Consider the following 12,149-nt stretch of genomic DNA (forward strand, 5'->3'; position numbering starts at 1 on the left):
AAGACGATAGATAAAGAAAAAAGGGGTAATAGGAAATAAAAAAAATCAATAATAAATTAAAACCACAAACAACAAGCCCAGATTCACGTCTTGAATCTGCATCTTTACCTGTTGTTTCAGGAACGCCAGTGCGAGTTTCATGTGTTTTTTAACCGTTTCTTTTGAGATGCCCATGTGGATTGCAATTTCCTCGTATTTCAATTTCTCATAGCGGCTTAGATAGTAAACCTTTTGTTGTTGAGGAGGTAATTTCGCAACGGCTTTTTCTATAATTAGATTATATTCTTCCATGGGAGAAGCGCTATCTATTGTATAACTTTCTTCTTTCGTCTGCTGAAGAAGAGATACTTGCTGCATACGTTTTTTTGCTATTGCCCGCAGGTGATCCAGCGTTTTATTTTTCGATAAGATAAAAAGATATGCTCTAAAGCTATCTATATCGGTTAAGACTTCTCTTTTCTCCCATATCTTGATAAAAACCTCTTGTACGATTTCCTCTGCTGTTTCTTTGGATTCCGTAACTTTATATACATAAGCGCCAAGATGCTGATAATAGGCATCAAAAAGTACTGTAAAGGCTCGCTGATCTCCTTTAGCAACTTTGTTTAAAATCTCTTTCTCGTTATGGATATTCGGTTTCAAGTTCAGCGTTTTAACAAGTCTTGTGTTAAACAGACGTTTGCTTTTTATATCACAAACATAGGTAAAATAAATAAAGTCGTTATTATAAAGGTGTTATCAAAATATTAAGTTCAATTCAAATATAATAAAATAATTTCTACTGGCAAGTCCCAGTTATTTAAAGTTTCTTCCTTTATAAAAAACACTCTCAGCAGTTCCTTCTGCGTGGTTTTCGAGTTCCAACAGCCAACTATTTAGGTTGAAACATTGTTGTACTACAACATGAATGACCCGTTCTTCTATTTGTACCTTGCCCGTCACCATTAAGAGTTTAGCTTGCAATATCTCCCGACGGTATTTTTCAAATACCTTCCCCCATAGGACCAAATTGGCAAAACCTGTCTCGTCTTCAATCGTCACGAACAACACCCCTTTGGCGGTACCCGGTCGCTGACGCACAGTAATAAGACCACATACCTTAACCGGCATTCCGTTTTTCAAAAGTGGTAATTTATCGGTGGGTAGTACGTGTAACAAATCCAGCTTCTTTCTTATAAAAGATACCGGATGTGCCCTGATAGATAGCCCTGTTGTCGCATAATCTTGGACAACATGCTCACTTTCAGACATAAATGGCAAACGAATCTGCTTTTCTTGGGGGCTTGCTACGTCCTGCCCTTTAAACAGCGCAATTTGTCTATCCTTTACCGCAGCAACTTCCCACAATGCTTGTCGACGATCCAAACCGATAGACCGAAACGCATCGGCATCTGCAAGCCTTTCTAATGTAAACATAGACAATATATCCGCCAATTCATCTACCCGCGTATAGGGTTTGAGGCGGCACTGGATTAATTTCTCAATATTTTCTTCTTTTAAACCTTTAACCTGTCGGAAGCCTAACCTTAGCTTATGCGGACGTATCCTATACTCCCCTTCCAATGTATTATCCCATACAGAATGGTTGATATCCACAGGTAATACCTCTATCCCATGCCGACGCGCGTCAATAATAAGTTGAGCCGGCTGGTAAAAACCCATGGGCTGACTATTTAGCAAGGCAGCAGCAAATACATCAGGGTGATAACACTTTATCCAACTCGATACATATACAAGCAGCGCGAAAGAAGCCGCATGGCTTTCGGGGAAGCCATAACTACCGAAACCTTCCAATTGCCGGAATACACGATGGGCAAATTCTTCCTCGTAGCCTTTTGCCACCATACCATTCACCATTTTATCACGGAAGTGGCTAACTTCTCCTTTCGATTTAAAAGTTGCCATACTACGCCTCAGGGCATCGGCTTCAGCGGGTGTAAAACCTGCGGCCACGATCGCAATTTCCATCGCCTGTTCCTGAAATAAAGGAACACCTTTTGTTCGTTCCAAGATACCTTTAATTTCTTCCGAAGGATACGTTACATCTTCCTCTTCATTTCGTCTCCGCAGATAAGGGTGCACCATATCCCCTTGAATGGGGCCAGGCCTCACGATAGCCACTTCAATAACCAGATCATAAAATTCTTTAGGTTTCAAACGGGGGAGCATGGACATCTGTGCCCTGCTTTCAATCTGGAATACCCCTAAGGTGTCCGCTAGGCTGATCATATCATAGACTTTTTTGTCTTTCGTGCCCATACTCGTCAGCGTTACTTCATCACCATAATGTTTTTTGATAAGTTCGAACCCTTTACGAATACAGGTTAGCATGCCTAATCCCAATACATCCACTTTTAGAAATCCCAATGCTTCTAGATCGTCTTTGTTCCATTCTAGATTAGTACGTTCCTCCATACGTGCCGGAATAATAGGACATAGCTCATGAATTTTGCCTTGCGTGATAACAAAACCACCTGTGTGTTGCCCAAGCTGCCGTGGGAATCCGATCAGCTGCTCCGCTAATTCCAATATTTTATGGAAATGTGGGTCTTCAACATGGAAACCATGCTCCTCAAACCGGGTAGGTTCCAAAGCACTATCCCAATGCGAACCAATCGTCCGGGACAACCTACTGAGCGCATCCATGGATAAGCCCATCGCCTTACCTACATCCCGTAAAGCACCTTTTGCACGTTCTTGGGTTACCGTTGCGACAATAGCCGCTCTATCCCGACCGTATTTCTCATAAATATACTGGATGACTTCCTCCCGTCGTTCATGTTCAAAATCGACATCAATATCAGGCGGTTCATCTCGTGCATCCGACATGAATCGGGCAAACAACAGCTTTATGTCAGTAGGATTAACCGATGTGATTTCCAGACAGTAGCATACAATAGAGTTTGCCGCCGAACCACGTCCCTGACATAAGATATTACGTTCACGGGCAAAACGCACATAATCATATACAGTCAAGAAATAGGAAGCATAGTTTTTTCTTCGGATGAAGTCTAGCTCCATCTGTATGGTTGGTGTATGCTTCTCTAATTCCCCTTCATTAAAAAGTTTTTTTGCTCCCTGCCATACCCATAATTCTAATTCTTCCTGTGGTGTACGCCCCTCCTGCGTAAGTTCTTCTGGATAGACATATTCCAGCTCATCTAACGAAAAACGACACGCATCGGCTATTCGGATGGTATGCTCCAATGCCTCCGGATAGGACGCAAACAACCGCTCCATTTCTTCCTGTGCTTTTAGATAACGTTCGGCATTGGGGTGCAAGCGAAATCCTGCCGTATATATCGTACATTTTTCACGGACACAGGTCAGGATATCCTGCAATTCACGACGTTCTGGAATATGATAATGGACATCGCCCAAGGCTGCAACAGGGATATGAAGCCGTTCGGCTAAATCATAGAGAAGAAACAGTCGTTTGGTATCGTTCCCTTGATAGGTGCGGGATAACCCTAGATAGATTTGCCCTTTTAAATGGGCAGCATACGTAGCTGCACTTTCCATAAAAGTCGCATCCAATCCAAAATTGGAAGAGAGTGTCGTCGGTGGAACAATGATAAACAGTAAATCTTCTTTATAGGTGTAAACATCCGCTTGATAAAGATGACATTTTCCTTTTTCCGCCCGCAAGTTTCCCTTTGTCAACAAGCTACACAATTTACTATACCCCTTCTTATTTTTCGGATATGCTAATAAACTAGGTCCATCCAATAGATCCAAGCGACAGCCTAGAATAAAGCGTATCCGATGTTTTCGTGCAGCCACATGGGCACGTACAACGCCTGCCAAGCTGTTTCTATCTGCTATAGCGATAGCTTCATAACCTAACGATGCTGCTTGTTCCACTAACTCTTCGGGATGGGATGCACCTCGAAGAAAACTAAAATTACTGGTTACTTGTAATTCGATGTATCCCATATCTTCTCCTATGCAAAAAATCCATGCAAATACCAATTGGGCGAACGATCTCCTTGATAATGTCCTAAACGAAATAGCCAATATCTTCTTCCCTGTCCATCCTCTACATAGTAATAATCTCGGTGCTCTCCCTGTTCGATCCACCACTCCCGTTCTATCCGTTCTGGGCCGTCTGCCTTTTTAATAAGATGTACTTCTCCTTTGTAACGGAACAACATCGGAGGATAATCCGGGATGGGTGCACTTACTTCAATAGGATGAGGTGGATTCAGCAATCGTGTCGGACGAGGACGGTCTGTACGCCATGCTGTAGTTCGTTTCTCCGTCAAGGAAACAGCTAGCCTGATGGAACGTTCTGGCCAATAGTGTTCATCCGGTAAAAAACGATTTATGTGGCATGTAACATCTCTCCCTTTAAACCTATCTAGTAATTCTGCCAATGCATCATTATCTAAACTGCCTTCTCCATTCCATAGCAATTCTTGAACGGGTACTGCGTCCTCTACTTTAGGAGCTTCTAATACAAAGACTTCAATTCCCCAGCCCGGCGCTATCGTTGGTATTTTTTGTTTAAATAAACCTAAAAGATGCTTTACATGAGCAGAGGCACGACTTGTGCCAATCTCTATATACTTTACCTTTCCGTCCACACGATAACAGGATAGCTTAGCTTTGCGCAGGCCTTTCCCCTCGCCCATCAAGCGTTTGCACAATATGCTCAATAACTTCTCTATCGCCACTTCAATACCCTTTGCGGTCTTGATAGGTTCCAGGCAAGGAAGCCGTTCAGCATAAGGAATGACAGGTTTTAATGGCACGATAAACTCTTCCTCTTTTCCTAAGGTTTGCCTCACACGTTTCGCTAAGTCTTCCCCAAAACGTCTTTTTAGTACCTGCGGCGGTATTTGCGTAACACTAATTACTGTTCTAAACCCTAACTTTTTCAGTCGTTCAAGAAGATCGGATTCTAAACGTAAACAAGCTATAGGCATGGTCGATAAGATTTCTTGCTGTGCATTGTCCGGAATAATAGTTCCATGCTGTCCATATCGGGCTATTGCCCAAGCAGCTCCTATAGTCGAGGCTATGCCTATCCGAACTTCATACCCTCTTTGTTTTAGCTGCAGGTGGATTTCTTGCAAATAAGCTTTTTCTCCTCCCCATAAGTGGGCACAACCTGTTATATCTAAGATTAAGTAACCTGCCGTATCCACACCTACCATGGGCGTATATCGCATACACCATAACCCCATACTTTTTAGTAACCTATCCTTTCGTAGCGGTTTATCCTGTAATACTTCTAACTGGGGAATTGCCGCCCTAGCATCGGCAACGACCATATTGGCTGTAACTCCACACCGAGCTGCAGACGGGTTGACAGCCGAAATACACATTCTGCCCCGCACGGGCAAAGCAAATACGAAAGGTATGTCGACCAGTTGGGGGTTATGTTTCGTATACCAATCCGTCAATAAAAAAGGAAACCATAATACAGCATATCGTTTTACCATGATTACCCCACCTTTCTCTTAGCATGATATATCGGGTTTGAAGATAGCGTTAACCGCTTAGCTTGCAATTGGTCTTGTCTCCATCCCACTTGCCATCGGCTAGGGCTTCCATTCCTGACTTTTAAGAGCTCTACTTCCCACTCCGGAAACCCCACACCGGGCATATCTCCCCGCATATGGCTTGGCAAGGGACGGATATGCCATCGTGCTGCACAAGTGGTTGCACCAAGAAATCGGGGTTTTAACCGTAATACAAATCCAGTGACCTTACTTTTCTCTACAGCGAGTTGTAAACGTCTAGATTGCACAAAATTAATATCTTGTACTTCCGCAATAACCGCACGTATTCCCTCACATTTTAAACCTTCTTCCAATGCCCAAAGGATGTCCTTTTGTTTTTCCATCTGTACAAAGATGATGCGATCCGGATCTACGCCGAACGATTTTATAGAAGGTGCAAACAATTGACTAGAACTGCTTATCCATAAGCCTACGCCACCTTTCTGCATTAAAAAAGATAAAAGTCCACTTATGAAACCACTTGATGCCGCTTCTTCTTCGTTGCTTTCACTCATAAACTCGTGCAGGGTACCTACGGGGAAAACATGACCAGGGAAAGCTTTTTCCAGCTCTCCCAAACCTACGCCATAATCCTTTTTTTCAATCTGTTTAAAGCCTTGCCATTGCAATATCTGATGTTGCAAATCAGCTATTAACATCGATTTCTCGATAGATGCACTCATAGCTATTACCTTTTCTTCAGAACAAAGGTAATACTAATATTTTTAGTAAAAAGAGATTGTGAAGAAAATATAATTATATAATTTCATCTGCTGTGTCTTCCCTAAACGGGGCTTCTTCATCAAATTCGCCTTCCCATTTCGCTACAACCACCGTTGCTAAACAGTTACCGATGACATTGACAGAAGTACGTGCCATGTCCATCAGCTCGTCTATTCCCAGAATGGCGGCAATAACAAAAGTTGGCAGTCCAAATTGGTCTGCCGTAGCGATCAACACAATTAAGGACGCCCGTGGTACAGCGGCGACTCCTTTGGAGGTAATCATGAGGGTGAAAGCAATCAATAATTGTTGCCCAATAGTCAACGGTATACCGGCTGCTTGCGCTACAAAAATAGAAGCTAGGGAAAGGTAAAGCGATGTACCATCCAGATTAAAGCTGTATCCTGTCGGGATAACAAATGATACAATCTTGCGAGGCACACCAAATTTCTCCATGGCATTCATGGCTTTCGGCAGAGCCGCATCGGAACTAGTTGTTGCAAACGCTATAGAAACAGGTTCTTTAACTGCATTCATAAAGCGTTTCACTGGTATTTTTAAGAATAAGGCAATCGGAAGTAGAACCCCTCCCAAAAAAAGCAATAAAGCTAAATATAGACTACCGAGGAGCATAAAGAGATTTTTTAAGATATCTACACCGAGATGCCCCACGGTATATGCCATGGCGGCTCCCACACCAATTGGAGCAAAAAGCATGACGATATTGGTAAACTTAAACATGGCTTCCGAAAGACTTTCTGTAAAATTGACCAATGGTTTCCGTTTCTTTTCCTCTACCAACGCCAGCCCAATACCAAATATCACTCCAAACACCACAATCTGTAGCACTTGATTCTCGTAAACTGCTTTGACTATATTTTCGGGAAAAGTATCCCGTATAAATGCATTAAATTTGTATACACCATGCGCATCGCTCGATATATGCGACATGGCTGTACTATCCGCTACACTCGTCGTCGCCGTTTTTGGCAGTTCTTCATGGGGCATATTTTCTACATCCACACCTACTCCTGCCTTTGTAATATTAATCACAATCAAACCGATAAATATAGCACAGGTAGTTGCCGACACAAAGTACAACATAGATTTCCATGCCATTCGTCCTACCGATTTTAGGTCGGAATGCCCTGCAATACCGAAAACAAGTGTAGCAAACAAAATGGGACCAACAATGGTTTTCACTAATTTAATAAAGGCCTGTGATAAAGGTTGCAAAGCACGGGCAAAATTAGGAAAATCCAACCCGATAAATACCCCCAGCACTAAACAAGTCAATATCCATGTAGTTAAATTTTTACGGACGATCGCATTCAGTGTCAATACGGAAGCGACTATCCACCGCACCCACATCATGAAATCCGGATGTATAGCAAACCAATTAAATTCATATATTAAAGTCAGAATGAGAGCAATCGAAACAGTAAAGAGCGTGATAACAGCAACTTGTTTTTTCAGCATCTGGTTTTATTTTTGTTTTTGAAAGAAACAAATGTATAAAAATTGTCTTTTATACAAAATAAATTATGGTGCTATCCGTTGAAAAACAAAATAATATCGGATTATAATAAAAAAAGCATCACCCACGCGGGGTAATGCCTTTATATCTTTAACTATAAGATTTTCCTTCTTATTCCGCGTGAAGCCACGCTTTCTTTGCCAGAAGTTCTTCTTCCGTTTCTACAACCTCTTCATCTTCCACACAGCAATCCACTGGACATACTGCTGCACATTGCGGTTCGTCATGGAAACCTTTACATTCCGTACATTTGTCTGAAACGATGTAATATACTTCATTTGAAATAGCTTCTTGGGATTCATTGGCATCCAACGTTACGCCATCTCCAAAATCAATCACACCATCCAGCGCCGTTCCATCCGAAAATTTCCATGTTACACCTGCATCATATATAGCGTTGTTCGGGCATTCTGGTTCGCATGCTCCGCAATTTATACACTCGTCTGTAATTTTAATTGCCATTTATCACCTCACAATTATAATAAATAAACTAATTTTGTCTCGTCCTAAAATAATACTACAAAGTTAGTAGTTATTTCTTTAGACACGCAAAGATACTTCAAAAAAAAATCAGAACAATTCTAAATTAGAAAGATTTGACACAGAAACAACGAATTGATGCCTTTGTAGCACTCGGCAAGTTACTTGCTTCGGATCAAGAGAAAATAAATAGGATTTTACAGCAAGCATCCTTTAAAAATCCGTGGTACACCGTTGAAAATACGAGAAAGCAATTCCAAGCGTTGTCTTCCAATTTGACGGCTGAAAAACTTATGGAGTGGGTAGCACCCTACCCCACCACAGAAACCGATCAGGTTGTCGGACTTATATTGGCTGGAAATATTCCTTTAGTTGGTTTCCAGGATATATTATCGGTGCTTATCGCAGGCTTTAGCGCACAGATTAAGCTGTCTTCTGATGATGCGGGGTTAACAACCTTTGTGCTCCATGAACTTATCGAAATAGAACCCGCTTTTGCCGAGAAAATCCAAATTGTAGATCGATTACAACAATATGATCTGATTATTGCTACCGGTAGCAATAATAGTTCCCGCTACTTTGACTACTATTTTGGAAAGAAACCCAACATTATCCGCAAAAATCGAAATTCCATTGCCATCCTTACCGGCACAGAATCTCCCGAACAGTTAAAAGCTTTAGGATTTGACATTTTTGATTATTTTGGACTTGGATGTCGCTCTGTCTCTAAACTATATGTCCCCCGTCACTACGACTTCCATACATTTTTTGAAGCGATTGAAGATTTTAGCACTGTTAAAGAGCATCATAAATACACTAACAATTACGATTATAATAAGTCCATCTATTTAATTAATGGCGAGAAGCATTTTGACAACGGTTTTATGTTGCTCAAAGAAGATACAGGATTTGCATCTCCATTGGCCACGGTATTTTACGAAGAATACGATCAGATTCATGAAGTTGTTCTCCAGTTGGAAGCCCAAGCAGATAAAATACAATGTATCGTCAGCGAAGCCACAATAGAAACAAGTATTTCGACGTTTCCTTTAGGGGGAAGTCAATGTCCTTCTTTAACGGATTATGCTGACGGAGTGGACGTAATGGCATTTCTTTCTGAAAAAAAATGATAACTTTGTTATGATGTATGTTATTAAAGTTAAAGGGGTAGCTAAAATTCCTGATTACGTCCAACTTCGGGACGAAGCTTTTACCCTGTTAGCATATTTTCGAGTAGATAGACCGGACAAATCCCTTGAAAAAATAGGTTTGGGTGATAAAACCGACTATATCATGCAGGTTGTAGCGGAAATGCCTTTCGGCCAAATAAAAAAAATTGATGTATAAAACAGTATGACAACAGCGAACAACACAGTTATCAAATTAAAAAACGTAGATATATACCAACAAAAGCATTTGGTGCTTTCCCACGTCAATCTCGATATCAACCAAGGTGAGTTCATCTATTTGATCGGTCAGTCGGGAACCGGAAAAAGTAGTTTGTTGAAAATAATATATGGCGACCTCTACATCGCCAGTGGTGAAGGAATGGTAGCAGGTTTCGATCTGAAAAAGCTACATGAAAACGACGTTCCTTATCTTCGTCGAAAACTAGGCATTGTCTTTCAAGATTTCCATTTATTAAATGACAGAACGGTAGAGAAGAACCTCGAATTTGCCTTGAAAGCTACGGGATGGACAGAAAGGGGATTAATAGAAAACCGGATGTTGGATGTGTTGGAAAAAGTAGGTCTACGATCGAAATTGCGTAAAATGCCCCACGAATTATCCGGTGGTGAGCAACAACGGGTCGTTATTGCGCGGGCGTTGTTAAATAATCCGGAAATTATCCTCGCTGATGAACCAACAGGAAACCTCGACCCCGCCACATCGGAAGAAATTGTACTTTTATTAAGAGATATCGCCGCCTCAGGTACAGCCGTATTAATGGCCACCCACGATTATCAGATTATTAAAAATATGCCTGCCCGTATTATCAAAACCGCAGATACGGCTTTATACGATAATGTAGAGATATAAATCACGGCACTGACAGAACATCACAAAGCCGACATTTTGATAGTTTATTTTCGGATAGACTGACAGGGTGTCGGTTTTATTTGTGTTGGCAATATTATTGAGTGCCAACAAAGGATATTAATGTAGGCTATAATATAGATATGATGAACGAACAGGAAAACAATATTCAAGACGAGAATTTAGCGTCTGTTAACCCCATTTCGGAAGAAAGTACAGACCAATCCGAAGAAACAACTGAAGAGCGTTTACAACAAGAATTAGCAAATGCGAACGACAAGTATACGCGTCTGTTTGCTGAATTCGACAATTATAAAAAAAGAACGTCCAAAGAACGAGTAGATCTTATACAATCTGCCAGTAAGGACGTTTTAGCTAAACTTTTACCCATCCTCGACGATTTCGACCGTGCTTTGGCTGCTATGGAAACGGCACAAGATATAGAATCGGTAAAACAAGGCGTTGATTTGGTAAATCAAAAATTTAGAAAAATATTAGCGAACGAGGGATTAAAAGAAATGGAAAATCTTATCGGCGAGCCTTTTGATGCTGAATATCAAGAAGCCATCACTGCTATCCCCGCACCGTCAGAAGAATTGAAGAATAAAGTTATAGATGTAGTGGAAAAAGGTTACTTTCTCAACGATAAAGTAATACGTTTCGCGAAGGTGGTAATAGGTCAATAAGAAGATGGCTAAGAGAGATTATTACGATATATTAGGCGTTTCAAAGTCTGCGGACGCGTCTGAAATTAAGTCTGCATACCGCAAACTGGCGATAAAATATCACCCCGACAAAAACCCAGACGATAAAGCGGCTGAAGAGAAATTTAAAGAAGCAGCTGAAGCGTATGAGGTATTAAGTAATCCGGAGAAAAGACAACGGTATGATCAGTTTGGTCATGCTGGAAATTCAGCTTCCGGCTTTGGCGGCGGTGGCATGAATATGGAAGATATATTCAGCCAGTTTGGTGACATTTTTGGTGGTGGACATCCCTTTGAAAGCTTCTTCGGTGGTGGCGGCCGCAGCGGAGGTGGCAGACGCGTACAGCGCGGCACCAATCTTCGTATCAAAGTAAAATTGACTTTAGAAGAGATAGCCAAAGGTGTAGAGAAGAAAGTTAAAGTAAATAAGCAGGTACAGTGCCATACTTGTGGCGGCACCGGGGCAAAGGATAAATCATCTTACCACACTTGTAAGACTTGTGGTGGCGTGGGATCCGTTAGACGGGTGACCAACACCATTTTGGGGCAAATGCAAACAACGAGCACCTGTCCTACCTGTAATGGTGAAGGTGTTGAAATCACCTCCAAATGTACGACCTGTCGTGGCGAAGGATTAGAAAGAGGCGAAGAAACAATTGCTATCAACATCCCTGCAGGGGTAAGTGAAGGTATGCAATTATCGATGAGTGGAAAAGGAAATGCCGCGCCAAGAGGAGGCATTCCCGGAGATTTGATCATCCTCATCGAAGAGGTACCACACGAAACATTAAAACGTGACGGCATTAATGTCATCTACGATCTGTATATCAACTTTGCAGACGCAGCTCTTGGTACCAGCGTTGAAATTCCTACTATTGACGGAAAAGCAAAAATAAAGATTGATCCCGGAACGCAAGGCGGGAAAATTCTACGTTTAAAAGGAAAAGGCGTACCGGAAGTAAATTCTTATCACAAAGGAGACCAATTGGTGTATGTTAATGTATGGACACCTAAAGCCGTCTCTCCGGAAGAGCGTTCCGTGCTGGAAAAACTGAAAGGCTCAGCGAACTTTAAACCCCAGCCAGGTAAAAGTGAGAAGTCGTTCTTCGAACGCATCAAAGAATATTTTGAATAAATAAATTTTCGTTCTATTGATAAAAC

The 12,149-nt window shown here is 41.6% G+C and carries 11 protein-coding genes; 5 read left to right on the top strand and 6 right to left on the bottom strand.

Annotated elements, in window-relative coordinates:
* Positions 1 to 45: 45 nt before the first annotated feature.
* The 6 genes from H8B21_RS07940 to H8B21_RS07965 all read right to left on the bottom strand — a co-directional run bounded on the left by H8B21_RS07940 (position 46) and on the right by H8B21_RS07965 (position 8,229).
* Complete coding sequence (locus H8B21_RS07940) at positions 46 to 642, bottom strand: RNA polymerase sigma factor (RefSeq protein ID WP_190313254.1); 597 nt, start codon at positions 640 to 642, stop codon at positions 46 to 48.
* 153 nt (positions 643 to 795) lie between these two features.
* Entirely contained in the window at positions 796 to 3,936 is a 3,141-nt protein-coding gene (locus H8B21_RS07945) for an error-prone DNA polymerase (RefSeq protein WP_190313255.1), read from the bottom strand.
* A gap of 8 nt (positions 3,937 to 3,944) precedes the next feature.
* Positions 3,945 to 5,447 carry a Y-family DNA polymerase gene (locus tag H8B21_RS07950; protein WP_190313256.1) on the bottom strand — a complete coding sequence of 501 codons (1,503 nt, stop codon included), beginning with the start codon at positions 5,445 to 5,447 and terminating at the stop codon, positions 3,945 to 3,947.
* 2 nt (positions 5,448 to 5,449) lie between these two features.
* Positions 5,450 to 6,190: an ImuA family protein gene (locus tag H8B21_RS07955; RefSeq protein ID WP_223814913.1), complete on the bottom strand. Its 741-nt coding sequence runs from the start codon at positions 6,188 to 6,190 to the stop codon at positions 5,450 to 5,452.
* 73 nt (positions 6,191 to 6,263) lie between these two features.
* Entirely contained in the window at positions 6,264 to 7,709 is a 1,446-nt protein-coding gene (locus tag H8B21_RS07960) for a dicarboxylate/amino acid:cation symporter (protein ID WP_190313257.1), read from the bottom strand.
* A 169-nt stretch (positions 7,710 to 7,878) separates the two neighbouring features.
* Positions 7,879 to 8,229: a 4Fe-4S dicluster domain-containing protein gene (locus H8B21_RS07965; protein ID WP_165292721.1), complete on the bottom strand. Its 351-nt coding sequence runs from the start codon at positions 8,227 to 8,229 to the stop codon at positions 7,879 to 7,881.
* A 134-nt stretch (positions 8,230 to 8,363) separates the two neighbouring features.
* Between H8B21_RS07965 and H8B21_RS07970 the strand changes: the two genes are divergently transcribed.
* From H8B21_RS07970 to dnaJ, 5 genes are all read left to right on the top strand, one after another.
* Positions 8,364 to 9,377 (top strand): acyl-CoA reductase, encoded by a 1,014-nt coding sequence (locus tag H8B21_RS07970; RefSeq protein ID WP_190313258.1) that lies wholly within the window; start codon positions 8,364 to 8,366, stop codon positions 9,375 to 9,377.
* Between the two features lie 13 nt (positions 9,378 to 9,390).
* Entirely contained in the window at positions 9,391 to 9,594 is a 204-nt protein-coding gene (locus H8B21_RS07975; protein ID WP_165293399.1) for a fructose-6-phosphate aldolase, read from the top strand.
* Positions 9,595 to 9,600: 6 nt separating this feature from the next.
* Positions 9,601 to 10,287: a cell division ATP-binding protein FtsE gene (locus H8B21_RS07980; RefSeq protein ID WP_190313259.1), complete on the top strand. Its 687-nt coding sequence runs from the start codon at positions 9,601 to 9,603 to the stop codon at positions 10,285 to 10,287.
* A gap of 140 nt (positions 10,288 to 10,427) precedes the next feature.
* A complete protein-coding gene (locus H8B21_RS07985; protein ID WP_380906939.1) occupies positions 10,428 to 10,970 on the top strand; it encodes a nucleotide exchange factor GrpE in 543 nt (180 codons plus the stop codon).
* A gap of 4 nt (positions 10,971 to 10,974) precedes the next feature.
* A complete protein-coding gene (dnaJ, locus tag H8B21_RS07990) occupies positions 10,975 to 12,123 on the top strand; it encodes a molecular chaperone DnaJ (RefSeq protein WP_190313260.1) in 1,149 nt (382 codons plus the stop codon).
* Positions 12,124 to 12,149: the final 26 nt, after the last annotated feature.

The sequence above is a fragment of the Sphingobacterium chuzhouense genome (genome assembly GCF_014692525.1).
In the GTDB taxonomy this organism is placed as follows: Bacteria; Bacteroidota; Bacteroidia; order Sphingobacteriales; family Sphingobacteriaceae; genus Sphingobacterium; species Sphingobacterium chuzhouense.

Coding starts and splice junctions, on each gene's coding strand:
- H8B21_RS07945 (WP_190313255.1), bottom strand. CDS start 3,936: ATGGGATACATCGAATTACAAGTAACCAGTAATTTTAGTTTTCTTCGA.
- dnaJ (WP_190313260.1), top strand. CDS start 10,975: ATGGCTAAGAGAGATTATTACGATATATTAGGCGTTTCAAAGTCTGCG.
- H8B21_RS07950 (WP_190313256.1), bottom strand. CDS start 5,447: ATGGTAAAACGATATGCTGTATTATGGTTTCCTTTTTTATTGACGGAT.
- H8B21_RS07955 (WP_223814913.1), bottom strand. CDS start 6,190: ATGAGTGCATCTATCGAGAAATCGATGTTAATAGCTGATTTGCAACAT.
- H8B21_RS07980 (WP_190313259.1), top strand. CDS start 9,601: ATGACAACAGCGAACAACACAGTTATCAAATTAAAAAACGTAGATATA.
- H8B21_RS07975 (WP_165293399.1), top strand. CDS start 9,391: ATGTATGTTATTAAAGTTAAAGGGGTAGCTAAAATTCCTGATTACGTC.
- H8B21_RS07965 (WP_165292721.1), bottom strand. CDS start 8,229: ATGGCAATTAAAATTACAGACGAGTGTATAAATTGCGGAGCATGCGAA.
- H8B21_RS07985 (WP_380906939.1), top strand. CDS start 10,428: ATGATGAACGAACAGGAAAACAATATTCAAGACGAGAATTTAGCGTCT.
- H8B21_RS07960 (WP_190313257.1), bottom strand. CDS start 7,709: ATGCTGAAAAAACAAGTTGCTGTTATCACGCTCTTTACTGTTTCGATT.